Genomic DNA, 24,040 nt, shown 5'->3' with positions numbered 1-24,040 from the left:
TCGATAAGTTTTCACATAATGGAGGGAGAACCCGGATTAATGGAACTCAGTCTTTTTTTATCAATGTTAGGGTTTCTCTGGGTCGCGGCGATTACACCCGGCCCTAATAATATGTTACTCACCGCCTCGGGCGCCAACTTTGGCTTTTTCCGTACCCTTCCGTTAATGGTCGGCATCATGATTGGTATGCAACTGATGCTACTGATGGTGGCGTTTGGCGTAGGGGGATTGATCCTGCTCTATCCCTCACTGCACCTTATCCTGAAAGTTGCCGGGAGCCTCTATCTTCTGTGGCTGGCATGGAAAATTGCGACCGCCGCATACGAAAAGCTGGAGACCGATGCGGCGCCGGTCTCGCCCATGCCCTTCTGGCAGGGAGGATTGTTGCAGTTGATCAATCCCAAAGCCTGGTTAATGGCCCTGGGGGCGATAGCCAGCTTTAGCCTGGCCGGTGCCGGATATCGCCACTCTGTCCTGTTAATCAGCGTAGGGATGGTGATGGTCAATCTGGTCGCGGGCATCATCTGGATGGGGTTTGGCGCGATGATTGGCCGTGTTTTACGCAGTCCGCGCGCGTGGAAGATATTTAACCTCAGTATGGGGCTGTTAACCGCAGCCTGCGTACTGCTCATCTGGCGCTGACATTAACTGGAGGCGCGTTCCAGGCGCTTCCAGGGCAGCACCTCCCTGACAACCGGCGCATGGGGCTGACGGATTTTTTTCAGCAGCAACTGTACGCTGCGGGCGCCCAGCTCATTCATCGGTTGCTCTATGGTGGTCAAAGGCGGATTCAGGCTGCCGGTAAAGGGAATACCGTCAAACCCTACCACAGCCAAATCCTCGGGTACGCGCAAGCCTGCTTCCAGCGCCGCATGCACGACGCCGACCGCCAGTACATCGGACACGGCAAAGACCGCGTCTGGTCGCTCGGGCGAGTGCAACATCTCCCGTAAAGCCCGACTGCCTTCTTCACAGGAAATATCCGCAGTATAGACGACCTTAGACCAGCCCAAATCCGTTTGCTCAATGGCCTGGCGATAACCCTGCTCACGATACTGGGAATACAGATAACGCATGTCGCCGTTGACCAGTGCAATGCGTTGGCGGCCTCTGGCAGCAAGGTAATGTACGGTATCGCGCGCAGCCTCAAGATGATCGATGGAGACCGAGGATGCCGCAATCTGGGGATCAAACTCTGAGCACTGTACCCAAGGCGCATCTCCAATGATATCGATAAGGCTTTCCAGACCGGCCGCCGCGTCCATGGTAATGACGCCATCAACGACTTTGCCTGTGAGCAGCGTCAGGTAAGCGGCTTCGCGTTTAAACTGCGAGGCGGAATTACACAACAGGATATGGTAGCCATGCATTTCGGCTTCCGCTTCGATGCCTTGCACCACCCTGGAGCAAAAGGGATTGGTGATATCTGAAATCAGCACCAGCAGCATATGGCTTTGTGAGGTACGCAACTGACGCGCTAACAGGTTTGGCTGATAGCCGCTGGTTGAAATGGCATCCAGCACTTTCTGGCGCGTATCCGCTTTCACACCTGGATGAGCGTTAAGCACGCGGGATACCGTGGCTTTAGACACGCCAGCTAACAGGGCAACTTTGTCGATCGACATCGAACTCGCAGGCCTCACCGGGAGCAAATAATAGCGCATATCAATAGCACACCCAGCATGTGAGCGCCTGACAAATTTATGGCTTTTTGTCTGAATTTTAATTTGCATATAACAGCAATCTATTGCAGATGATGATCTAAGAATTTCTTTCTATTAGGGATAACTTTTAATTCCTTTGTGAAATTAATCCTGCCAGCAACACTGCCCACATCATAAAAGTGATGGGGAAAATCATGTTAAAAGGGCAGTCAACCATTTTGGCTACTGTGCTGGCACTGCTGGCGTTTCAGGCCGGCGCGGTCGACGTGACGGTGGCGTATCAAACCTCTGCTGAACCGGCCAAGGTGGCGCAGGCAGATAACACTTTTGCTAAAGAGAGCGGCGCAACGGTAGCCTGGCGCAAATTCGACAGTGGGGCGGGCGTATTGCGCGCCCTGGCATCCGGAGATGTGCAGATAGGCAATATTGGGTCCAGTCCGCTAGCGGTTGCGGCGACGCAGCAACTCCCGATAGAAGCGTTTTTGCTCGCCTCTCAGTTGGGGAATTCAGAAGCGCTTGTTGTCAGGAAAACCATCGCCAGCCCTCAGGATCTGATTGGCAAACGCATCGCCGTTCCCTTTATCTCCACCACGCACTACAGCCTGCTTGCTGCCTTGAAGCACTGGGGAATTAAACCCTCCCAGGTCCAGCTGGTGAACCTGCAGCCGCCCGCTATTGTGGCCGCCTGGCAGCGGGGCGATATCGACGGCGCGTACGTTTGGGCACCGGCTGTCAATGCACTGGAAAAGGACGGCAAGGTCCTGACAGACTCTTCTCAGGTTGGCCGCTGGGGATCGCCTACGCTGGATGTCTGGGTCGTGCGTAAAGACTTCGCACAGCAGCATCCTGATATTGTTACCGCCTTTGCCCGCAGCGCCCTTGAGGCGCAGAAAGCCTATCTGGATGACCCGGAAAAGTGGCTGAAACAGGCTGACAACCTCAGCAAGCTTTCGCGTTTAAGCGGCGTGCCAGAGCAAGCGGTTCCGGAACTGGTAAAAGGCAATACCTACCTTACGGCCGCGCAGCAGGTTAAACAGCTGGATCAGCCGGTGAACAAGGCCATTGTGGATACGGCGCAGTTTCTGAAAGCGCAGGGAAAAGTGCCACAGGCTGGCAGTGATTACAGCCGTTATGTCACCAGCCGCTTTGTTGCCCCCTTGGCTAAACCCTGAGGAGAACGCCATGTTACGTATCGCTCACCTGAACGCGAGTTATGGCGGCCAGCCTGTGTTGCAGGACATCACGTTACAGCTTGATAAAAAAGCGTTGATGGTCGTGCTGGGGCCGTCAGGCTGTGGCAAAACAACCCTGCTTAACCTGATCGCCGGATTTTTACCGGTTCAGTCCGGCACGGTTTCCCTGGACGGGGAGCCTGTGCGCGGGCCGGGCGCAGAGCGTGGCGTGGTGTTTCAAAACGAAGGCCTGCTGCCGTGGCGTAACGTGCTGGATAACGTGGCTTTCGGCTTGCAGATAGCCGGCATGGCGCGCCAGCAGCGTGAGGAGATTGCACGGGGCTTCATCAAAAGCGTCGGACTCGAAGGTGCGGAAAAACGCCCTATCTGGCAGCTGTCAGGAGGCCAGCGTCAGCGCGTCGGAATCGCCCGGGCGCTGGCGGCCAATCCACAACTGTTGCTGTTGGATGAGCCTTTCGGCGCACTTGACGCGTTTACGCGTGAGCAAATGCAAACCCTGTTATTAACCCTGTGGCGCAACAGCGGTAAGCAGATTCTGCTTATCACTCACGACATTGAAGAAGCCATCTTTCTGGCCAGCGAGCTGGTGCTGCTCTCTCCCGGGCCTGGGCGCGTGCAGGAAAAAATGACGCTTAATTTTGGTCAGCGTTTCGTGGAGGGCGAACCCTGCCGGAGCATTAAATCCGATCCTGATTTTATTGCCCAGCGGGAATATGTGTTGAGTCGGGTATTTGAACAGCGGGAGGCCTTTGTATGAGTGCGCTGATCAACGATGAGCCGGCCACCGTGCGCCACAGTCGCCTGCGCTGGCCTTTTTCCACCTCGTTTACGCTGAGCGCCCTGAGCCTGCTTGTGCTGCTGTTCGTCTGGTGGAGCGTGACCGCGCTGGGCCTCATTGCACCGCTGTTTTTACCTTCGCCGCAGCAGGTAGTAAGTAAGCTGCTGCTGGTGGCTGGCCCGCAAGGATTTATGGACGCCACGCTGTGGCAGCATCTGTCGGCCAGTCTGACGCGGATGCTGATTGCCTTAACCGCGGCGGCGGCGATCGGCATCCCGGTGGGGATCGCGATGGGCATCAGCCCGGTCGTGCGTGCGTTGATCGATCCGCTGATTGAGCTGTACCGGCCCGTACCGCCGCTGGCGTATTTGCCGCTGATGGTGATCTGGTTTGGTATTGGCGAGACCTCGAAAATCCTGTTGATTTATCTGGCTATATTCGCCCCGGTGGTGCTGTCGACGGTGGCGGGCGTGCGTCATGCTCAGCAGGTTCGTCTGCGTGCGGCGGCCTCGTTGGGAGCGACCCGCTGGCAACAGCTGCGTTGGGTCATTTTGCCTGGCGCCCTGCCGGAGATACTGACCGGGTTACGGATTGGTCTGGGCGTGGGATGGTCAACGCTGGTGGCTGCCGAGTTAATCGCGGCAACCCGAGGCTTGGGTTTTATGGTGCAGTCGGCGGGCGAGTTTCTTGCTACGGATGTGGTGCTGGCAGGGATCGCGGTCATTGCCGTGATTGCGTTTGGTTTAGAGCTGAGTCTGCGTGCGTTGCAACGCCGGTTAACGCCCTGGAATGGAGAGCAAAAATGAACGAAAAGTTAGCCATCAAGCCGCTGGGGCCTTTTATCGGTGCCCAGGTCGGCAACCTTGATGTATCACGTCCCCTCAGCGACGCGCAGTTTGAACAGCTTTATCATGCGCTGCTGCGTCACCAGGTGCTGTTCCTGCGCGAACAGGTCATTACGCCCGAGCAGCATCGCGCACTGGCGATTCGCTTTGGCGATCTCCATATTCATCCGGTTTACCCTCATGCCGAGGGCGTGGAAGAGATTATCGTTCTGGACACGCACCAGGATAATCCGCCGGATAATGACAACTGGCATACCGATGTGACCTTTATTCAAACGCCGCCCGCCGTGGCGTTACTTGCGTCTAAAGTGCTGCCTGAGTCTGGCGGCGATACGTTGTGGACCAGCGGCATTGCCGCTTATGAGGCGCTGTCTGCGCCTTTTAAGACATTACTGGTTGAGTTACGTGCAGAGCATGACTTTACCAAGGCGTTTCCTGAATATAAGCATCGCAAGACGGAAGAGGCGCATCGGCAGTGGCAGCAGGCTGTGGCGAAAAATCCCCCTGTTTATCATCCGGTAATCCGCACCCATCCCGTGAGTGGCAAGAAGGCCCTGTTTGTCAACGAGGGGTTTACGACGCGGATTATGGATATCAGTCAGAAAGAGAGCGACGCGCTACTGGGCTTTTTGTTTGCCCACGTGACCCGGCCCGAGTTTCAGGTGCGCTGGCGCTGGCAGCCAAACGATCTGGCTATCTGGGACAACCGGGTGACACAGCACTATGCGAATGCGGACTATTATCCGGCGAGGCGAGTGATGCAGCGGGCGACGGTGCTAGGTGACCAGCCTTATTGATCCGCACCCGGCGCTGGAGCCGGTGCGGAGGAGTAAGGCAAGAGCAAGAAACATCACCGCCTTTATCAGGCGGTGAGCATGGCTTCCAGTTTTTCCTGTGCATCCAGCCAGGCCATCTCCACCTCTTCCAGGGCCGATTTACTCTCGGCCTGTTTTTGTAGCGCGGCGCTGAGATCGGCCTTACGGCTTTGCTCATAGAGGGCGCTATCTGAGAGCAGGGCTTCGGCGTCGGCGAGCTGGCTTTGCCATTTTGCCATCTGCTTTTCCAGCTTCTCAATTTCTTTACGCAGCGGCTGGGTCTGCGTGCGCAGCTCCGCTTCACGGCGCTTCTGGTCCTTGCGCGCCTGAGCGCTGTTGCCGGAATCCTGCCTGGGTGCCGCATCCTGCTGAGACTGCTGTTTTTGCAGGTCGCTCAGCCACTGCTGATAGTCTTCCAGATCGCCGGGAAACACATCTACGCTGCCATCGTGAACCAGATAGAGATCGTCCGTGGTGGCACGTAACAGATGACGATCGTGCGAAACCACCACTAACGCGCCTTCGAAATCGATAAGCGCTTCGGTGAGTGCCTGGCGCATATCCAGATCCAGATGGTTGGTTGGCTCATCCAGCAGCAGCAGGTTAGGGCGCTGCCAGACAATCAGCGCCAGCACCAGGCGCGCCTTTTCTCCACCGGAGAAACGCGCTGTTATCTCTGTGACTTTATCACCCTGAAAACCAAAACCGCCGAGATAGTCACGTAACTGCTGCTCCAGCACTTTCGGCGCGATACGGGACAGGTGCTGTAAAGGGGACTCGTCGGGGCGCAGGAACTCCAGCTGATGCTGGGCGAAGTAACCCAGCTTGATGCCTTTTGCCAGCCCAATCTCACCCTCTTTGGCACTGAGCTCACCGGCCAGCAGCTTAATCAGGGTCGATTTACCGGCGCCGTTGCGCCCCAGCAGGCCAATACGTGAGCCGGGCACCAGGTTAAGCTTAATGGCATCAAGAATGATGCGATCGCCATAGCCTGCGGTGACTTTTTCCATTTTCAGCAGCGGATTCGGCAGGCTCTCCGGTGCACGAAAGCTGAAGCTGAAGGGGTTATCCACGTGCGCTGGCGCAATCAGCTCCATGCGCTCCAGCATCTTAATGCGGCTTTGGGCCTGCTTCGCCTTGGTTGCCTGAGCACGGAAGCGATCAATATATTTCTGCAGATGCGCCACTTTTTCCTGCTGGCTCTGATATAACGCCTGCTGCTGGGCCAGTTTGGCGCCGCGCTGGCGTTCGAAGGAGCTGTAGTTCCCGGTGTACTCCATCATCGTCTGCTGCTCGATGTGGATAATTTTATCCACCACGGGATCGAGAAAATCGCGATCGTGCGAGATCAGGATCAGGGTACCTTCATAGCTTTTCAGCCAGCGCTCCAGCCAGATAACCGCATCCAGATCGAGGTGGTTGGTCGGTTCATCCAGCAGCAACAAATCTGAGCGGCACAGTAACGCCTGAGCCAGGTTTAGCCGCATGCGCCAGCCGCCCGAAAAGTCGCTTACCGGGCGCTGAAGCTGCTCCTGACTAAATCCCAGTCCATGCAGCAGGCTCGAGGCGCGTGACTGTATGGTCCAGGCCTGAATGGTATCGAGCTTTCCGTGTACCAAAGCAATGGCATTTCCGTCATTTCTGATGTTCGCCTCTGCCAGTTCTGCCTCAAGCTGGCGGTATTCACGATCGCCATCGATCACATAGTCAAGGGCGGCCTGGCTCAGGGCAGGGGTTTCCTGGTTAACCCAAGCAAGCGACCAGTTGCCGGGAAAGGTGAATGAGCCAGCATCGCTGCTGATCTCGCCTTTCAGCAACGACAGCAGCGTGGATTTTCCACAGCCGTTTTTACCCACCAGTCCGACTTTTTGGCCGGGATTGATGGTGGCGGTCGCGTTATCGAGCAGAACGCGAATACCGCGGCGAATTTGTAGGGCAGAGAAGACAATCATAAGCGCCGTATCGTCAGAATATGTTAATTTACCTGCAACATAATTGGGTTTTTGTTGCGTTGTGCATGGTAGCGGAAATCTGCACCAATGACGACGCTTTGGAGGGAAAGGATGTCGCAGCCACCTAAGATTTTGCTGCTTTTTGCTCATCCTGAAGCACAGGATTCAAAGGCAAATCGCATTTTGCTGGAGGCGGCAGAGAAAACAGAACATGTCACCGTTCACGATCTCTATGCTGCCTACCCGGATTTTTTTATTGATGTCTACCACGAGCAACAGCTGCTGCGTGAGCATGATGTGATTATTTTTCAACATCCGCTTTACACCTACAGCTGCCCGGCGCTGTTAAAAGAGTGGCTGGATCGCGTGCTGTCGCGCGGCTTTGCCAACGGCGTGGATGGTAATGCGCTCGAAGGCAAATACTGGCGCAGTATTGTGACCACCGGTGAGCCAGAGTCCGCCTTTCAGCGCCAGGGGCTAAATCGCTACGCCATGAATGACATTTTACGTCCCTTCGAGCTGACGGCGCAGATGTGCCGCATGCACTGGATGCCGCCGATGATTATTTACTGGGCTCGCCGTCAGGATCCCGATTTACTGAAAAACTATGCCCGCGCGTACAGCGACTGGCTGGCAGCACCGCTGCCAAATGGAGGGTTATAAATGGAAGGACAAACGCTACTGACCGCGGGGGTAATCTATCTCGTTGCGGCGGTGCTGATCGTACCGGTAGCGGCGCGTCTCGGTATTGGCGCGGTTTTAGGGTACTTGCTGGCCGGTATTGCTATCGGGCCATGGGGACTGGGGTTTATTAGCGACGTCGATGAGATTCTGCACTTTTCTGAGCTGGGCGTCGTGTTTCTGATGTTTATCATCGGGCTGGAGCTTAATCCGGCAAAGCTTTGGGCGCTGCGCCGTTCTATTTTTGGTATCGGCGCGGCGCAGGTGATTTTTTCAGCGGCCATTCTCGGCGTATTGCTGTGGCTGACCAAATTTGACTGGCGAGCGGCGGTTATTGGCGGCATTGGTCTGGCAATGTCATCCACGGCGATGGCGCTCCAGCTGATGCGCGACAAGGGAATGAATCGCAGTGAAGCCGGGCAGTTAGGCTTTTCAGTACTGCTGTTCCAGGATCTGGCCGTCATTCCAGCTCTGGCGTTGATTCCGCTGCTGGCAGGCAATGACAGCGGCAGTATCGACTGGATGAAAGTGGGCATGAAGGTGCTGGCCTTCGCTGGCATGTTAGTGGGTGGCCGTTATTTGCTGCGCCCCATTTTTCGTTATATCGCGGCATCGGGCGTACGCGAGGTGTTTACCGCTGCTTCACTGCTGCTGGTATTAGGATCGGCGCTGTTTATGGATGCGCTGGGATTGTCCATGGCGCTGGGGACATTTATCGCCGGCATTCTGTTGGCGGAAAGTGAATACCGGCATGAGCTGGAAGTGGCGATTGAGCCGTTTAAAGGTTTGCTGCTGGGGCTGTTTTTTATCTCAGTCGGCATGGCGCTGAATCTTGGCGTGCTCTATACCCATATTATCGCGATTTTGCTGGGCGTACTGGCGCTGGTGGCGGTAAAAATCCTGGTTTTATACGTACTGGCGCGTATTTATGGTCTGCGCAGCTCGGAGCGCCAGCAGTTTGCCGGTGTACTGAGTCAGGGCGGTGAGTTTGCCTTCGTCCTGTTTTCAGCCGCGTCATCCGCCAAACTGTTTTCGGGCGATCAACTTCCGCTTCTGCTGGTAACCGTGACCTTGTCCATGATGACGACGCCACTGCTGATGCAAGGCATTGACCGTCTGTTAGCGCGTCGTTTCAATGAAATCGACGAAGATGCTGAAAAGCCGTTCGTTGAAGACGATCAGCCGCAGGTTATTGTGGTGGGCTTTGGTCGTTTTGGTCAGGTCGTTGGCCGCTTGCTGATGGCGAACAATAAACGTATCACGGTACTGGAGCGCGATATCAGCGCGGTGAGCCTGATGCGTAAATATGGCTACAAGGTTTATTATGGCGATGCCACCGAGCTGGAGCTACTGCGTGCAGCCGGGGCGGCCAGTGCGCAATCCATTGTGATTACCTGCAGTAATCCGGAAGATGCCATGACGATTGTCCATCTCTGCCAGCAGCATTTTCCGCATCTGCACATCATGGCGCGTGCTCGCGGCCGCGTAGAAGCCCACGAGCTACTTCAGGCGGGCGTTACGCAGTTCTCGCGTGAAACCTTTTCCAGTGCGCTGGAACTGGGGCGTAAAACATTGATGTCGTTGGGTATGCATCCGCATCAGGCGCACCGCGCACAGCAGCATTTCCGTCGGCTGGATATGCGCATGTTACGGGAACTGATGCCCGCCCATTCCGACAATGCACAGATTTCTCGTGCGCGTGAAGCCCGTCGGGAACTTGAAGATATCTTCCAGCGTGAAATGCAGCATGAACGGCGTCAGATCCATGACTGGGACGACGATCAGTAATCAGAGAAGGCAGGTAGAGCATCATGCGTAAACGTTTTATTGCCGGTGCGGTTTGTCCGCACTGCCAGGAAAAAGACACGCTGGCCATGTGGCGTGAAAACAATGTCGATGTGGTTGAGTGTGTGAAGTGCGGCCATCAAATGCGCGAAGCGGATAAACAGGCACGCGATCAGGTTCGCAGCAATGAGCAGGTGATCGGAATTTTCCATCCCGAGTAGCGAAATGGCCCAGCTTTTTTTAAGCTTAACCACACAGCGGGATTGAATTCCGTTACAATTGACGCCATTAACGCTGTGGTCGCAAGAGAAAAAGATAACCTCTTGTACTCAGCCCCGAACCTTTCTGGTTGGTGTTATTGCACGCAAGAATAGACCAATGAGACGGGATCTTTGTTCTCAACGGTTAGGAGATATCATGAAAGTAGCAAAAGACCTGGTGGTAAGCCTGGCCTATCAGGTACGTACAGAAGACGGTGTGTTGGTTGACGAGTCACCGGTGAGTGCACCGTTAGACTATCTGCACGGTCATGGTTCCCTGATTTCTGGTCTGGAAAACGCGCTGGAAAACCACGTAGCGGGCGATAAGTTTGAGGTGCACATTCCTGCAAACGACGCTTACGGTCAGTACGATGACAACCTGGTACAGCGCGTACCAAAAGACGTTTTTATGGGCGTTGATGAATTACAGGTTGGTATGCGTTTCCTGGCAGAAACCGATCAGGGCCCAGTACCGGTTGAAATCACCGAAGTTGAAGACGAGCATGTTGTGGTTGACGGTAACCACATGCTGGCAGGTCAGAACCTGAACTTCAATGTTGAGGTGGTTGCGATTCGTGAAGCCACACCGGAAGAGCTGGCCCATGGCCACGTTCACGGTGCCGATGGTCATCATCACGATCATGACCACGATCACGATCACGGCCATGACCACGGTCAGGGTGGTTGCGGTACCGGTGGTTGCGGTTGCAGCCACTAAGTTCAAATCTGCATGTCAAGGCCACCTCCGGGTGGCCTTACTTTTTTCTGCCTGTCGCGGTGCGCGCGTCGATAACCGCCTGAATCAGTAATGAGGCGGTGGCGTTTCTTCAGAAGGATCGGCAATCATCGATGGCGCGCTGGCTTTGAACTTCTCAAGCAGCAGGCGCATATGTTCGCGCATCTTACTCATTTCAAGTTCATGCTGGACCACGGTATTGTTCAGTTGATCGATGGTCATCTCCTGAAAAGCCAGTTTACTTTCAAGCGTTTCAATACGTTGTTCCCACTCTGACTGTTGCATGACCTGTTCTCCTGTTAAGGTGCTACTCAGCGCGCAATTCTAATGGCTGACGTTGCAGAATTGCCCTATTTTTTATCTTTAATTTAGTGTTTAGCTTGAAAATGGCCCAGATGGCAGCATCTCTGGTGAAACTTCCTGATGCAAAAAAGGTCGGAAGTAGACCAGGATAATTACGCTGTGGGAGTGTTCGCCACTGCCACGTAAAGTTATAGTGTGGGCCCGCAGTCCGCAATGATTCCCGAGGTGTCAGGCTTCGGTTTTGGAGAAAGGATGAAATCACTGTTCAAAGTCACATTGTTAGCTACCACCATGGCCGTTGCGCTAAATGCTCCGCTGGCAATGGCCGCAGAAACTGCAGCGGCACCGGCTGCTGCTGATGCACCTCAGACTGCTCCCCAGGCTCCAAAAAACGCTGCCTTCAAAAACGAAGATCAGCAATCTGCATATGCATTAGGTGCATCGCTGGGCCGTTACATGGACAACTCTCTGAAAGAACAAGAGAAGCTGGGCATCAAACTGGACAAACAGCAGCTGATTGCCGGTGTTCAGGATGCATTCGGTGGCAAGAGCAAACTGTCTGACGAAGAAATCGAGCAAACACTGCAGGCGTTTGAAGTGCGTGTGAAAGGCGCGGCTTCAGCCAAGATGGAAAAAGACGCGAAAGAAAACGCTGAGAAAGGGGAAGCTTACAGCGCTAAGTTTGCCAAAGAGAGCGGCGTGAAGAAAACTGACAGTGGTCTGCTTTACAAAGTAGAGAAAGAAGGCACCGGCGATGCGCCGAAAGACAGCGATACCGTGGTCGTCAACTATAAAGGTACGCTGATTGACGGTACTGAGTTCGACAACTCTTACACGCGCGGTGAGCCTCTGTCATTCCGTCTTGATGGCGTGATCCCGGGCTGGACCGAAGGCCTGAAGCACGTTAAGAAAGGCGGTAAGATCAAGCTGGTCATTCCACCGAACCTTGCTTACGGTAAAAACGGCGTTCCGGGTATTCCGGCTAACTCCACCCTGGTGTTTGATGTTGAACTGCTTGATATCAAACCTGCTCCGAAAGCGGATGAAAAAACGCAGGCCCCTGCTGCTGACGCGAAGAAATCGCAGTAATCTGTCTACCGCCACCTTCGGGTGGCGGTTTCTGTTTATGACAAACCTCTGGCATAAGCCCGCGACATTTGCCAGACTATCGCCTGCATAACTATCCCAATATTGAGTCTGCCCGTAAGCCGCTGAGACAGGCTCCAGCCATGTAGGGTGATGTCTTCAATGTCTAATCCATTCAATCCCGGTGAACTGAGCGACTTCGATCTTCTGGAGCAGCATCCGTTCGAGCAAACTGATTACGATATTCTAAAGTCGTATGAGGCCGTCGTAGATGGCCTTGCCATGTTGATTGGCTCGCATTGCGAAATCGTCCTTCACTCACTGGAGGATTTGAACTGTTCGGCCGTGCGCATTGCTAACGGCGAGCACACAGGGCGTAAAGTGGGATCGCCCATTACGGATTTAGCACTGCGCATGCTGCACGATATGCAGGGTGCAGACAGCAATGTTTCCCGTGCCTACTTTACCCGCGCGAAAAGCGGTGTGCTGATGAAGTCAGTGACCATCGCGATTCGTAACCGACAGCAGCGGGTGATTGGGCTGCTGTGTATCAATATGAACCTTGATGTTCCGTTTTCGCAGATTATGTCGACATTTCTTCCCCCTGAGATGCATCAGGTTGACTCCAACGTCAACTTCGCCAGTTCGGTAGACGACCTGGTGATGCAAACGCTGGAATTTACTATTGAAGAGGTGAGCGCCGATCGCAACGTCTCTAATAATGCCAAAAATCGTCAGATCGTATTGAACCTGTATGAGAAAGGTATTTTTGACATCAAGGACGCGATTAATCAGGTGGCGGACCGCTTAAATATTTCTAAACACACCGTGTATCTGTACATCCGTCAGTTTAAAAATGGCGACTTTCAGGGGCAGGATCGCTAATGCGCTATGCGCTGTTAGTGACGGGACCGGCTTATGGCACGCAGCAGGCGACCAGCGCCTTGCTGTTTGCCAACGCGTTGCTGGCAGCCGGCCATCAACTGGAAAGCGTGTTCTTTTACCGCGAAGGGGTGCTGAATGCGAATCAGCTGACGGCACCGGCCAGTGATGAGTTTGATCTGGTAAGGGCATGGCAGACACTCAGTCAGACTCAGGGCGTCGCGCTGAATATCTGCGTTGCGGCGGCGTTACGCCGCGGCGTGACCGACCAGCAGGAAGCGTCACGGCTGGCGCTGCCCGGCGCTAATCTTCAACCCGGCTTTACGCTGGCGGGGTTAGGCGCGCTGGCGGAAGCTCTGCTGCGTTGCGAACGTATGGTGCAGTTTTAATGAATCGTGTTGCATTTGTTTTTACCCGTGCGCCGCATGGTAGCAGCGCGGGGCGTGAAGGACTGGATGCTGCGCTGGCCACCGGCGCGTTAAGCGACGATATTGGCCTGTTTTTTATCGGCGATGGCGTGCTCCAGCTCTGCAGCGGGCAACAGCCAGAAAGCATTCACGCCCGTCATTATGCCGCGACCTTTGGTGTGCTGGCGCTGTACGATATTGAGCAATGTTACCTGTGTCGGGACGCGTTACGGGATCGCGGTTTAGCGGAACGTGCGCCGCGCATGTTGGATGCTGAGATTTTAGATGCGCCGTTGCTGCGTCAAAAACTCGCGAGCTATGACCGTATTGTGACTTTTTAAGAGCGTGTAATGCTGCATACTTTATTTCATTCTCCGGCCTACAGTGATATCGATTCGCTGTCTTTGCTCCTCAGCCCGGACGACGACCTGTTATTGCTGCAGGACGGCGTGCTGGCTGCGATGCAGGGCAGTAAGGCGTTGGAAAAACTGAGCGCCAGTGGGGTAAACGTGTGGGCGTTGGAAGCGGACCTGAATGCACGCGGGCTGGGCGAGCAAATTTCCCCCATTGTGCAGCCAGTAGACTATACTTTCTTCGTTGCGTTAACGGTAAAACATCGACAACAAATGGCCTGGTAATTCGTTAACCCCCTGGTTATTTCTTGACACCCTTTTGACACAGCCCTAAAATTCTGCCTCCTCGTAATTCTACGAGGTGATTTATTACGTGTTTACGAAGCAAAAAGCTAAATCCCAGGAGCTATTTAATGGCAACAGTTAACCAGCTGGTTCGCAAACCACGCGTCCGCAAAGTTGCAAAGAGCAACGTGCCGGCGCTGGAAGCTTGCCCGCAGAAACGTGGTGTTTGTACTCGTGTGTACACCACCACTCCTAAAAAACCAAACTCAGCACTGCGTAAAGTTTGCCGTGTGCGTTTGACTAACGGTTTTGAAGTCACCTCCTACATCGGCGGTGAAGGTCATAACCTGCAGGAACACTCCGTGATCCTGATCCGTGGCGGTCGTGTTAAAGACCTGCCAGGTGTGCGTTACCACACCGTTCGTGGCGCGCTGGACTGCTCAGGTGTTAAAGACCGTAAGCAGTCACGCTCCAAGTACGGCGTGAAGAAGCCAAAGGCTTAATGGTTCTCCGTTAAGTAAGGCCAAACGTTTTAACTTAAATGTCAAACTAAACTCGTAGAGTTTTGGACAATCCTGAATTAACAACGGAGTATTTCCATGCCACGTCGTCGCGTCATTGGTCAGCGTAAAATTCTGCCGGATCCTAAGTTCGGATCAGAGCTGCTGGCTAAATTTGTAAACATCCTGATGGTAGATGGTAAAAAATCTACTGCCGAATCTATCGTCTATACCGCGCTTGAGACCCTGGCTCAACGTGCTGGTAAAGATGGCCTGGAAGCGTTCGAGGTTGCTCTCGAAAACGTACGTCCGACTGTCGAAGTTAAGTCACGTCGCGTTGGTGGTTCAACCTACCAGGTTCCAGTTGAAGTCCGTCCGGTTCGTCGTAATGCCCTGGCAATGCGTTGGATCGTAGAAGCTGCTCGTAAACGCGGTGATAAATCTATGGCTTTACGCCTGGCGAACGAACTTTCTGATGCTGCAGAAAACAAAGGTACTGCAGTGAAGAAACGTGAAGACGTTCACCGTATGGCTGAAGCCAACAAGGCGTTCGCTCACTACCGCTGGTAACAGCTGCGTAGGTGTTATTAACCCAGCGGGCGTCCCAGTGGCTTACCTGCTGGGCTTTATTAACTTAGAACGTCTAAGAATCAGAGGAATCAAATGGCTCGTAAAACACCCATTGAGCGCTACCGTAACATTGGTATCAGTGCGCACATCGACGCCGGTAAGACTACAACTACCGAACGTGTTCTGTTCTACACCGGTGTAAACCACAAAATCGGTGAAGTTCATGACGGCGCAGCAACCATGGACTGGATGGAGCAGGAGCAGGAACGTGGTATTACCATCACGTCAGCTGCGACCACCTGCTACTGGTCTGGTATGGCTAAGCAGTTTGAACCACACCACGTAAACATCATCGACACCCCGGGACACGTTGACTTCACCATCGAAGTTGAGCGTTCTATGCGTGTGCTTGATGGCGCAGTTATGGTTTACTGTGCAGTTGGTGGTGTTCAGCCACAGTCTGAAACCGTATGGCGCCAGGCTAACAAATATAAAGTTCCACGCATCGCGTTCGTTAACAAAATGGACCGCATGGGTGCTAACTTCCTGAAAGTTGTTGACCAGATGAAAGCGCGTCTGGGTGCAAACCCAGTCCCACTTCAGCTGGCTATCGGCGCAGAAGACAGCTTCACCGGTGTTGTTGACCTGGTGAAAATGAAAGCGATCAACTGGAACGATGAAGACCAGGGCGTGACCTTCGTTTACGAAGACATTCCAGCCAACATGCAGGAACTGGCTGAAGAATGGCGTGCGAAACTGGTTGAAGCCGCAGCTGAAGGTTCTGACGAGCTGATGGAGAAATTCTTCGGCGGTGAAGAGCTGACAGAAGAAGAGATCAAAACTTCTCTGCGTAAGCGCGTTCTGAAAAACGAAATCATCCTGGTGACCTGTGGTTCTGCATTTAAGAACAAAGGTGTTCAGGCGATGCTGGATGCGGTTGTTGAATACCTGCCAGCACCGACTGACGTTACCGCGATCAACGGTATCCTGGACGACGGTAAAGACACACCGGCTGAGCGTCATTCCGATGACAAAGAGCCGTTTGCTGCGCTGGCGTTTAAAATCGCTACCGACCCGTTTGTAGGTAACCTGACCTTCTTCCGCGTTTACTCTGGTGTGGTTAACACGGGTGATACCGTATTCAACCCGGTTAAGTCAAACCGTGAGCGTCTGGGCCGTATCGTTCAGATGCACGCCAACAAGCGTGAAGAAATCAAAGAAGTTCGTGCGGGCGATATCGCAGCAGCGATCGGCCTGAAGGACGTGACGACAGGTGACACCCTGTGTGACCCAGATAACGTCATCATCCTTGAGCGCATGGAATTCCCAGAGCCGGTAATTTCTATCGCCGTTGAGCCGAAAACCAAAGCTGACCAGGAAAAAATGGGTCTGGCTCTGGGTCGTCTGGCGAAAGAAGACCCGTCATTCCGCGTATGGACTGACGAAGAGTCTAACCAGACTATCATCGCTGGTATGGGTGAACTTCACCTCGATATCATCGTTGACCGTATGAAGCGTGAATTCAACGTTGAAGCGAACGTGGGTAAACCACAGGTTGCTTACCGTGAAGCCATTCGCTCTAAAGTCACCGGTATCGAAGGTAAACACGCCAAGCAGTCTGGTGGTCGTGGTCAGTACGGTCATGTTGTTATCGACATGTACCCACTGGAGCCGGGCGTTAACCCGAAAGGTTACGAATTTGTCAACGATATCAAAGGTGGTGTAATTCCTGGTGAATTCATCCCGGCCGTTGATAAAGGTATCCAGGAGCAGTTGAAATCAGGCCCACTGGCAGGTTATCCGGTTGTGGATCTGGGTGTTCGTCTGCACTTCGGTTCTTACCATGACGTTGACTCCTCTGAACTGGCGTTTAAACTGGCCGCGTCTATTGCCTTTAAAGATGGCTTTAAGAAAGCGCAGCCTGTTCTGCTTGAGCCTATCATGAAGGTTGAAGTTGAAACCCCAGAAGAGAACACCGGTGACGTAATCGGTGACCTTAGCCGTCGTCGTGGTATGCTCAAAGGGCAAGAATCTAACGCTACTGGCGTTCAGATCCACGCTGAAGTTCCGCTGTCTGAAATGTTCGGATATGCAACTCAGCTGCGCTCTCTGACCAAAGGTCGTGCTTCGTACTCCATGGAGTTCCTGAAGTATGACGACGCACCGAGCAACGTTGCGCAGGCCGTTATTGAAGCTCGTAGCAAATAAGCTACGGTTTAAATTTGAACTGATGCCTTCATCCAGAGTGATGAAGGCATAACGTAAGGAATATCGCCATGGCGAAAGAGCAATTTCAACGTAACAAACTGCACGTAAACGTGGGCACCATCGGTCACGTTGACCACGGTAAAACCACCCTGACTGCAGCGATCACCACCGTTCTGGCTAAAACCAACGGCGGCCAGGCACGTGCGTTCGATCAGATCGACAGCACCCCGGAAGAAAAAGCACGTGGTATCACCATCAACACGGCACACGTTGAGTATGAAACCCCGTCTCGCCACTATGCGCACGTTGACTGCCCAGGCCACGCCGACTATGTGAAAAACATGATCACCGGTGCTGCGCAGATGGACGGCGCGATCCTGGTTGTTGCTGCGACTGACGGCCCAATGCCGCAGACCCGTGAGCACATCCTGCTGGGTCGTCAGGTAGGCGTTCCTTACATCATCGTGTTCCTGAACAAGTGTGACATGGTTGATGACGAAGAGCTGCTGGAACTGGTTGAGATGGAAGTTCGTGACCTGCTGTCACAGTACGACTTCCCGGGCGACGATACACCAATCGTTCGCGGTTCAGCCCTGAAAGCGCTGGAAGGCAACCCAGAGTGGGAAGAGAAGATCGTTGAGCTGGCTGGTCACCTGGATAACTACATCCCGGATCCAGTACGTGCAATCGATATGCCATTCCTGCTGCCAATCGAAGACGTATTCTCAATCTCTGGCCGTGGTACTGTTGTAACCGGTCGTGTAGAGCGCGGTATCGTTAAAGTCGGCGACGAAGTTGAAATCGTTGGTATCAAAGATACCGCGAAATCAACCTGTACCGGTGTTGAAATGTTCCGCAAACTGCTGGACCAGGGTCAGGCAGGCGAAAACTGTGGTGTTCTGCTGCGCGGTATCAAGCGTGAAGACATCCAGCGTGGTCAGGTTCTGGCGAAGCCAGGCTCAATCAAGCCACACACCAAGTTCGAGTCAGAAGTTTACGTTCTGTCTAAAGACGAAGGTGGCCGCCATACTCCGTTCTTCAAGGGCTACCGTCCACAGTTCTACTTCCGTACCACAGACGTGACCGGTTCAGTAGAGCTGCCAGAAGGCGTTGAAATGGTTATGCCAGGCGACAACATCAAAATGGTTGTTACCCTGATTCACCCAATCGCAATGGACGAAGGTCTGCGCTTCGCAATCCGCGAAGGTGGCCGTACCGTTGGCGCGGGTGTTGTTGCTAAAGTTATCGCTTAATTGTGATATCTGATGTGGCCGCGTAAGCGGTCACAGCAAGACAGAAGAGGGCACTTAGGTGCTCTCTTTTTTTTGGGCTTAAACAGGCTACCTGAACGTTTTCCCTACAAAGGGTAGGTTTGAAATAAAAACGATTCGCATTTACACTGTGTGCACGAAATAGACTGAGTGATGAAGAAATGTACGTCTGTCTGTGTAATGCCATTAGTGATAAGACCCTCCGTGAAGTCGTGCGCCGCTACCAGCCGAAATCTATTCAGCAGCTTCGCCAAATCGTACCCGTGGGTAAGCAATGCGGTAAGTGCATTCGTGTCGCCCGTGAAATCATGGATGAAGAGATGCAGCAGGTTCCGCAGTATAAAGAGATCGCCTGAGCGCTTTCTTTCCTGGGACATGATAATACCCACAGTTTTCATCGCGTTTTTTTGACTTCTTTTTAACCGCATCTACGCTCAAATAAACATGAGCGGAGGACGTGAAATGAAGGGCGATGCGAAAATCATAAGTCATCTCAATAAACTGTTAGGGAATGAACTGGTTGCGATTAATCAGTATTTTCTCCATGCGCGGATGTTCAAAAACTGGGGGCTGATGCGTCTTAATGACGTTGAGTACCACGAATCCATTGATGAAATGAAGCATGCGGACAAATACATTGAACGCATTCTGTTTCTTGAGGGCATTCCAAATCTGCAGGATCTGGGACGACTCAGGGTCGGAGAGGATGTGGAAGAGATGCTGCAGTCCGATCTTAACCTTGAACTTGAAGGCGCAAAAGATCTGCGCGAAGCGATCGCGTATGCCGACAAAATTCATGACTACGTCAGTCGGGATATGATGATCGAAATCCTTGCGGACGAAGAGCACCATATCGACTGGATCGAGACCGAACTCGATCTGATCAAAAAAATGGGCATTCAAAACTATCTTCAGGCGCAAATCAGAGACGAATGAGGCTTTGCAGGACGATCATTCCCCAGCCCGCGGCGGCCAGAAAAGGGCCAAAAGGAAGCGGGCTGTTCATATACAAGCGCTTGTGGATGATAGCCCTGACCGCAAAGGCAAGCAGGGCTGACACACTGGCTATCAAGGCAATCCACGGCAGAGCCTGCCAACCACACCATATGCCCAGTGCGGCAAAGAGTTTGATATCGCCGTTACCCAATCCCTCTTGATGCTTTATCTGACGATACAGCCAGGCCAGTAGCCAGAGTGAACCGTAACCTGCGACGGCACCACCGACTGCCGAGGTGACGGAGAGCGGCGCAGCGAAAAAGAAGCGCGACAGTCCCAGCCAGAGTAAAGCGCCCGTCAGCACATCCGGCAGCAGGAAGTGGCGCTGGTCAATAACCGCAAGTAACAGAAGCAGGCAGGACGCCACCAGAATAAATGCTGCGGTGAGGGGGCACGCGTTAAACACGATCACCAGCATCAGGCAAAGCAGGGCGCCCGTCAGCTCAAACAGCAGGGGCAGCACGCCGATAGCCTGGCGACAGGCACGACAGCGCCCCTGAAGACACAGCCAGCTGATTAAGGGGATTTTATCGCGCCACAGGATGGGGGCCCGGCACAGCATGCATCGCGAAGGTGGCGTCCACAGCGCGCGGAACCAGTCGGACGGTGACGCCGTGGGCGAGTAACGTTGGCAGGCCAGGGCAAGAGTGCTACCCAGAGCGGCGCCAAGCGCAGTGACAGTGAACAGGATGATAAGCACCGCATTGCCTCAAATGAACTGACATGTCGCCTCAGCCTGGCGGAAGGCCCATCTGACGTCGCGGGCAAGATGAGCAGAGTGGAGCGCCCCTCACAGAGAAATTGCGGCTTTACATCTCTTATTCATCATTTTGTGCGGGCTGTGCCAGCACATCAGTTTCCACTTTTCACCGGCAAATTCCTGACATGGGTTGCTTCCTGAGCAAATATACGTATAATGCGCGGGCCTACCGATATTGGTAGGCGCGATTCGAGCTGAATCGCAGACGGCAGAATGTTGGGCCGTCTGACAATACTCCCAACTGTGGAGTTATATGCTGAACGATTACACTCTCCCATCAATCGTAATGGGTTCGAGTAGTAATTTTTTTCGTCTATAAAATGTTTGGAGCCTTGGTCTCATGTCGAACCAAAGAATCCGTATCCGTCTTAAAGCGTTTGATCATCGTCTGATCGATCAATCAACCGCGGAAATCGTCGAGACTGCCAAGCGCACTGGTGCGCAGGTCCGTGGTCCGATCCCGCTGCCAACCCGCAAAGAGCGCTTTACCGTTCTGATCTCCCCGCACGTTAACAAAGACGCGCGTGATCAGTACGAAATTCGCACTCACAAGCGTCTGGTAGACATCGTTGAGCCAACTGAGAAAACCGTTGATGCTCTGATGCGTCTGGACCTGGCTGCCGGTGTTGACGTGCAGATCAGCCTGGGTTAATCAGGTCATCGAGCGATTGAGAGGTTGAAACAATGATTGGTTTAGTCGGTAAAAAAGTGGGTATGACCCGCATCTTCACTGAAGATGGCGTTTCTATCCCAGTAACCGTAATCGAAGTTGAAGCGAACCGCGTTACTCAGGTCAAAGGCCTGGAAAACGATGGTTACCAGGCAATTCAGGTTACCACCGGTGCTAAAAAAGCAAACCGTGTGACCAAACCTGAAGCTGGTCATTTTGCTAAAGCTGGCGTAGAAGCTGGCCGTGGCCTGTGGGAATTCCGCACCGTTGAAGGTGATGAGTATGCCGTAGGTCAGAGCATCAGCGTTGAAATTTTCGCTGACGTTAAAAAAGTAGACGTAACTGGCACCTCTAAAGGTAAAGGTTTCGCAGGTACCGTTAAGCGCTGGAACTTCCGTACCCAGGACGCTACCCACGGTAACTCCTTGTCTCACCGCGTTCCGGGTTCTATCGGTCAGAACCAGACTCCGGGCAAAGTGTTCAAAGGCAAGAAAATGGCAGGTCAGCTGGGTAATGAGCGCGTAACTGTTCAGAGCCTGGACGTAGTACGTGTTGACGCTGAGCGCAACCTGCTGCTGGTTAAAGGTGCAGTTCCCGGTGCTACCGGTAGCGACCTGATCGTTAAACCAGCTGTGAAGGCGTAAGGGGATAGCAATGGAATTAGTATTGAAAGACGCGCAGAGCGCGCTGACTGTTTCCGAAACTACCTTCGGTCGTGATTTCAACGAAGCGCTGGTTCACCAGGTTGTTGTTGCTTACGCATCAGGCGCCCGCCAGGGTACTCGCGCGCAGAAAACTCGCGCTGAAGTAACCGGTTCAGGCAAAAAGCCTTGGCGTCAGAAAGGCACCGGCCGTGCGCGTTCAGGTTCTGTAAAGAGCCCGATCTGGCGTTCAGGTGGCGTGACCTTTGCTGCGAAGCCACAAGACCACAGTCAAAAAGTTAATAAAAAGATGTACCGCGGCGCGCTGAAAAGCATCCTGTCCGAACTGGTACGTCAAGATCGTCTGATCGTCGTCGAGCAGTTCTCTGTTGAAGCACCGAAAACCAAGTTGCTGGCGCAGAAGCTGAAAGACATGGCGCTGGAAGACGTGCTGATCATCACCGGTGAACTGGATGAGAATCTGTTCCTGGCTGCGCGTAACCTGTACAAGGTTGACGTGCGTGATGCAGCGGGTATCGATCCAGTTAGCCTGATCGCCTTCGACAAAGTCGTTATGACTGCTGATGCAGTTAAGCAAGTTGAGGAGATGCTGGCATGATCCGTGAAGAACGTCTGCTGAAAGTACTGCGCGCGCCGCACGTATCTGAAAAGGCATCTAGCGCGATGGAAAAAACCAACACCATCGTACTCAAAGTAGCTAAAGACGCGACTAAAGCAGAGATCGTTGCTGCTGTTGAGAAGCTGTTCGAAGTAGAAGTTAAAGACGTAAACACCCTGGTTGTTAAAGGTAAGGTTAAGCGTCACGGACAGCGTATCGGTCGTCGTAGCGACTGGAAAAAAGCTTACGTCACCCTGAAGGAAGGCCAGAATCTGGACTTCGTCGGCGGCGCTGAGTAAGTCGGAGGAGAAAGACAATGGCAGTTGTTAAATGTAAACCGACATCTCCGGGTCGTCGCCACGTCGTTAAAGTGGTGAACCCAGAGTTGCACAAGGGCAAGCCGTTTGCTCCATTGCTGGAAAAAAACAGCAAATCCGGTGGCCGCAACAACAACGGTCGCATCACTACCCGTCACATCGGTGGTGGTCATAAGCAGGCTTACCGTCTGGTTGATTTCAAACGCAACAAAGATGGTATCCCGGCAACCGTTGAACGTCTTGAGTACGATCCGAACCGCTCTGCGAACATCGCACTGGTTCTGTACAAAGACGGCGAACGCCGTTACATCCTGGCCCCTAAAGGCCTGAAAGCCGGCGACCAGATTCAGTCTGGCGTTGATGCTGCGATCAAAGCAGGTAACACACTGCCGATGCGTAACATCCCGGTGGGTTCTACCGTTCACAACGTAGAAATGAAACCAGGCAAAGGCGGTCAGATTGCTCGCTCAGCCGGTGCTTACGTGCAGATCGTTGCGCGTGAAGGTTCCTACGTTACCCTGCGTCTGCGTTCAGGTGAAATGCGTAAAGTCGAAGCTGACTGCCGCGCAACACTGGGCGAAGTCGGTAACGCTGAGCATATGCTGCGCGTTCTGGGTAAAGCCGGTGCAACCCGTTGGCGTGGTGTTCGTCCGACCGTTCGTGGTACCGCGATGAACCCAGTAGATCACCCGCACGGTGGTGGTGAAGGTCGTAACTTTGGTAAGCACCCGGTAACCCCGTGGGGCGTTCAGACCAAAGGTAAGAAGACCCGTAGCAACAAGCGTACCGATAAGTTTATCGTACGTCGCCGTAGCAAATAATATTAGAGGATAAGCCATGCCACGTTCTCTCAAGAAAGGTCCTTTTATTGACCTGCACTTGCTGAAGAAGGTAGAGAAAGCGGTGGAAAGCGGTGACAAGAAGCCTTTGCGCACTTGGTCCCGTCGTTCAACGATCTTTCCTAACATGATCGGTTTGACCATCGCTGTCCATAATGGTCGTCAGCACGTTCCTGTCTTTGTTTCCGACGAAATGGTTGGTCACAAACTGGGTGAATTCGCGCCGACACGTACTTATCGCGGTCACGCGGCTGATAAAAAAGCCAAGAAGAAATAAGTAGGAGGAAGAGATGGAAACTTTAGCTCAACATCGCCACGCTCGTTCTTCTGCTCAGAAGGTTCGCCTTGTTGCTGACCTGATCCGCGGTAAGAAAGTGTCGCAGGCACTGGACATTTTGACCTACACCAACAAAAAAGCGGCTGTACTGGTCAAGAAAGTTCTGGAATCTGCCATTGCTAACGCTGAACACAACGATGGCGCTGATATCGACGATCTGAAAGTCGCGAAAATTTTCGTCGACGAAGGCCCAAGCATGAAGCGCATTATGCCGCGTGCAAAAGGTCGTGCAGATCGCATCCTGAAGCGCACCAGCCACATTACTGTGGTTGTGTCCGATCGCTGAG

31 protein-coding genes are annotated in these 24,040 nt (G+C 53.4%); 27 read left to right on the top strand and 4 right to left on the bottom strand.

The annotated features are described in order from the left end of the window. Positions 1-39 precede the first annotated feature (39 nt). Positions 40-642 (top strand): LysE family translocator, encoded by a 603-nt coding sequence (locus tag EL29_RS16495; protein WP_028715869.1) that lies wholly within the window; start codon positions 40-42, stop codon positions 640-642. A 2-nt stretch (positions 643-644) separates the two neighbouring features. Here EL29_RS16495 and EL29_RS16490 read toward each other — a convergent pair whose 3' ends face one another. Beyond that, positions 645-1,625 carry a LacI family DNA-binding transcriptional regulator gene (locus EL29_RS16490; protein WP_014604864.1) on the bottom strand — a complete coding sequence of 327 codons (981 nt, stop codon included), beginning with the start codon at positions 1,623-1,625 and terminating at the stop codon, positions 645-647. A gap of 221 nt (positions 1,626-1,846) precedes the next feature. Here EL29_RS16490 and tauA point away from each other — a divergent pair, with 221 nt between their 5' ends. The 4 genes from tauA to tauD are packed head-to-tail and all read left to right on the top strand — an operon-like array spanning position 1,847 to position 5,277. Next, a complete protein-coding gene (gene tauA / locus EL29_RS16485; protein WP_014594767.1) occupies positions 1,847-2,836 on the top strand; it encodes a taurine ABC transporter substrate-binding protein in 990 nt (329 codons plus the stop codon). A gap of 10 nt (positions 2,837-2,846) precedes the next feature. Further along, positions 2,847-3,614: a taurine ABC transporter ATP-binding subunit gene (tauB, locus tag EL29_RS16480; RefSeq protein ID WP_028715868.1), complete on the top strand. Its 768-nt coding sequence runs from the start codon at positions 2,847-2,849 to the stop codon at positions 3,612-3,614. Further along, positions 3,611-4,441 carry a taurine ABC transporter permease TauC gene (tauC, locus tag EL29_RS16475; RefSeq protein ID WP_014594765.1) on the top strand — a complete coding sequence of 277 codons (831 nt, stop codon included), beginning with the start codon at positions 3,611-3,613 and terminating at the stop codon, positions 4,439-4,441. The genes tauB and tauC overlap by 4 nt, the downstream gene beginning before the upstream one ends. Continuing rightward, a complete protein-coding gene (tauD, locus tag EL29_RS16470) occupies positions 4,438-5,277 on the top strand; it encodes a taurine dioxygenase (protein ID WP_028715867.1) in 840 nt (279 codons plus the stop codon). The genes tauC and tauD overlap by 4 nt, the downstream gene beginning before the upstream one ends. A 65-nt stretch (positions 5,278-5,342) precedes the next feature. On the opposite strand, the gene EL29_RS16465 is transcribed toward tauD, so the two are convergent. Beyond that, positions 5,343-7,247, bottom strand: coding sequence for an ABC transporter ATP-binding protein (locus EL29_RS16465; RefSeq protein WP_028715866.1), 1,905 nt, complete (start codon positions 7,245-7,247; stop codon positions 5,343-5,345). A 111-nt stretch (positions 7,248-7,358) separates the two neighbouring features. Here EL29_RS16465 and kefG point away from each other — a divergent pair, with 111 nt between their 5' ends. The 4 genes from kefG (at position 7,359) to slyD (ending at position 10,691) form a co-directional block, all read left to right on the top strand. Then, positions 7,359-7,910: a glutathione-regulated potassium-efflux system ancillary protein KefG gene (kefG, locus tag EL29_RS16460; RefSeq protein ID WP_013027481.1), complete on the top strand. Its 552-nt coding sequence runs from the start codon at positions 7,359-7,361 to the stop codon at positions 7,908-7,910. Further along, positions 7,911-9,716: a glutathione-regulated potassium-efflux system protein KefB gene (gene kefB / locus EL29_RS16455; protein ID WP_013027480.1), complete on the top strand. Its 1,806-nt coding sequence runs from the start codon at positions 7,911-7,913 to the stop codon at positions 9,714-9,716. Positions 9,717-9,739: 23 nt separating this feature from the next. Then, a complete protein-coding gene (locus EL29_RS16450) occupies positions 9,740-9,934 on the top strand; it encodes a YheV family putative zinc ribbon protein (protein WP_006120567.1) in 195 nt (64 codons plus the stop codon). Positions 9,935-10,130: 196 nt separating this feature from the next. Further along, positions 10,131-10,691, top strand: a complete 561-nt coding sequence (slyD, locus tag EL29_RS16445) for a peptidylprolyl isomerase (protein ID WP_014604868.1) — start codon at positions 10,131-10,133, stop codon at positions 10,689-10,691. Positions 10,692-10,775: 84 nt separating this feature from the next. Here the strand turns inward: slyD and EL29_RS16440 are convergent, their stop codons facing one another. Then, complete coding sequence (locus tag EL29_RS16440; RefSeq protein WP_013027478.1) at positions 10,776-10,994, bottom strand: protein SlyX; 219 nt, start codon at positions 10,992-10,994, stop codon at positions 10,776-10,778. 270 nt (positions 10,995-11,264) lie between these two features. Here EL29_RS16440 and fkpA point away from each other — a divergent pair, with 270 nt between their 5' ends. From fkpA to bfr, 11 genes are all read left to right on the top strand, one after another. Continuing rightward, complete coding sequence (fkpA, locus tag EL29_RS16435) at positions 11,265-12,101, top strand: FKBP-type peptidyl-prolyl cis-trans isomerase (RefSeq protein ID WP_024471368.1); 837 nt, start codon at positions 11,265-11,267, stop codon at positions 12,099-12,101. Positions 12,102-12,260: 159 nt separating this feature from the next. Then, a complete protein-coding gene (locus EL29_RS16430; RefSeq protein WP_014604869.1) occupies positions 12,261-12,983 on the top strand; it encodes a helix-turn-helix transcriptional regulator in 723 nt (240 codons plus the stop codon). Beyond that, the gene (gene tusD / locus EL29_RS16425; RefSeq protein WP_013027475.1) at positions 12,983-13,369 is read left to right on the top strand and encodes a sulfurtransferase complex subunit TusD; all 387 of its coding nucleotides are present in this window, start codon (positions 12,983-12,985) and stop codon (positions 13,367-13,369) included. Before EL29_RS16430 ends, tusD begins: the two co-directional genes overlap by 1 nt. Next, on the top strand, positions 13,369-13,728 hold the full coding sequence (gene tusC, locus EL29_RS16420; protein ID WP_015699398.1) for a sulfurtransferase complex subunit TusC: 360 nt from the start codon (positions 13,369-13,371) through the stop codon (positions 13,726-13,728). Before tusD ends, tusC begins: the two co-directional genes overlap by 1 nt. A gap of 9 nt (positions 13,729-13,737) precedes the next feature. Then, on the top strand, positions 13,738-14,025 hold the full coding sequence (gene tusB / locus EL29_RS16415) for a sulfurtransferase complex subunit TusB (protein WP_013027473.1): 288 nt from the start codon (positions 13,738-13,740) through the stop codon (positions 14,023-14,025). 128 nt (positions 14,026-14,153) lie between these two features. Beyond that, positions 14,154-14,528, top strand: coding sequence for a 30S ribosomal protein S12 (gene rpsL / locus EL29_RS16410; RefSeq protein WP_006120575.1), 375 nt, complete (start codon positions 14,154-14,156; stop codon positions 14,526-14,528). 96 nt (positions 14,529-14,624) lie between these two features. Next, positions 14,625-15,095, top strand: coding sequence for a 30S ribosomal protein S7 (gene rpsG, locus EL29_RS16405; RefSeq protein ID WP_006120576.1), 471 nt, complete (start codon positions 14,625-14,627; stop codon positions 15,093-15,095). A 93-nt stretch (positions 15,096-15,188) separates the two neighbouring features. Continuing rightward, positions 15,189-17,303: an elongation factor G gene (fusA, locus tag EL29_RS16400; protein ID WP_013027472.1), complete on the top strand. Its 2,115-nt coding sequence runs from the start codon at positions 15,189-15,191 to the stop codon at positions 17,301-17,303. A 68-nt stretch (positions 17,304-17,371) separates the two neighbouring features. Then, complete coding sequence (gene tuf, locus EL29_RS16395; protein ID WP_013027471.1) at positions 17,372-18,556, top strand: elongation factor Tu; 1,185 nt, start codon at positions 17,372-17,374, stop codon at positions 18,554-18,556. 179 nt (positions 18,557-18,735) lie between these two features. Beyond that, complete coding sequence (gene bfd, locus EL29_RS16390) at positions 18,736-18,930, top strand: bacterioferritin-associated ferredoxin (RefSeq protein WP_013027470.1); 195 nt, start codon at positions 18,736-18,738, stop codon at positions 18,928-18,930. Between the two features lie 106 nt (positions 18,931-19,036). Continuing rightward, positions 19,037-19,510: a bacterioferritin gene (gene bfr, locus EL29_RS16385; RefSeq protein WP_014604871.1), complete on the top strand. Its 474-nt coding sequence runs from the start codon at positions 19,037-19,039 to the stop codon at positions 19,508-19,510. Here the strand turns inward: bfr and EL29_RS16380 are convergent. Next, the gene (locus EL29_RS16380) at positions 19,497-20,270 is read right to left on the bottom strand and encodes a prepilin peptidase (protein WP_028715863.1); all 774 of its coding nucleotides are present in this window, start codon (positions 20,268-20,270) and stop codon (positions 19,497-19,499) included. The two genes, bfr and EL29_RS16380, sit on opposite strands and share 14 nt — an antisense overlap. Positions 20,271-20,670: 400 nt before the next feature. Between EL29_RS16380 and rpsJ the strand changes: the two genes are divergently transcribed. The 7 genes from rpsJ to rplV are packed head-to-tail and all read left to right on the top strand — an operon-like array spanning position 20,671 to position 24,039. Further along, the gene (rpsJ, locus tag EL29_RS16375) at positions 20,671-20,982 is read left to right on the top strand and encodes a 30S ribosomal protein S10 (RefSeq protein WP_006120582.1); all 312 of its coding nucleotides are present in this window, start codon (positions 20,671-20,673) and stop codon (positions 20,980-20,982) included. 32 nt (positions 20,983-21,014) lie between these two features. Beyond that, a complete protein-coding gene (gene rplC / locus EL29_RS16370; protein ID WP_013027467.1) occupies positions 21,015-21,644 on the top strand; it encodes a 50S ribosomal protein L3 in 630 nt (209 codons plus the stop codon). Between the two features lie 10 nt (positions 21,645-21,654). Next, complete coding sequence (gene rplD, locus EL29_RS16365) at positions 21,655-22,260, top strand: 50S ribosomal protein L4 (RefSeq protein ID WP_006120584.1); 606 nt, start codon at positions 21,655-21,657, stop codon at positions 22,258-22,260. Further along, complete coding sequence (gene rplW, locus EL29_RS16360; protein WP_006120585.1) at positions 22,257-22,559, top strand: 50S ribosomal protein L23; 303 nt, start codon at positions 22,257-22,259, stop codon at positions 22,557-22,559. Before rplD ends, rplW begins: the two co-directional genes overlap by 4 nt. Positions 22,560-22,576: 17 nt before the next feature. Next, the gene (gene rplB / locus EL29_RS16355; protein ID WP_006120586.1) at positions 22,577-23,398 is read left to right on the top strand and encodes a 50S ribosomal protein L2; all 822 of its coding nucleotides are present in this window, start codon (positions 22,577-22,579) and stop codon (positions 23,396-23,398) included. A gap of 16 nt (positions 23,399-23,414) precedes the next feature. Further along, entirely contained in the window at positions 23,415-23,693 is a 279-nt protein-coding gene (gene rpsS / locus EL29_RS16350) for a 30S ribosomal protein S19 (protein ID WP_001138115.1), read from the top strand. A gap of 13 nt (positions 23,694-23,706) precedes the next feature. Continuing rightward, a complete protein-coding gene (rplV, locus tag EL29_RS16345; protein ID WP_002919773.1) occupies positions 23,707-24,039 on the top strand; it encodes a 50S ribosomal protein L22 in 333 nt (110 codons plus the stop codon). Position 24,040: the final 1 nt, after the last annotated feature.

It is taken from the genome of Pantoea ananatis LMG 2665, assembly GCF_000710035.2.
Taxonomy (GTDB): Bacteria; Pseudomonadota; Gammaproteobacteria; order Enterobacterales; family Enterobacteriaceae; genus Pantoea; species Pantoea ananatis.
Note: the sequence above shows the minus strand (reverse complement) of the source record. Positions and strands in the feature narration are given on the sequence as shown.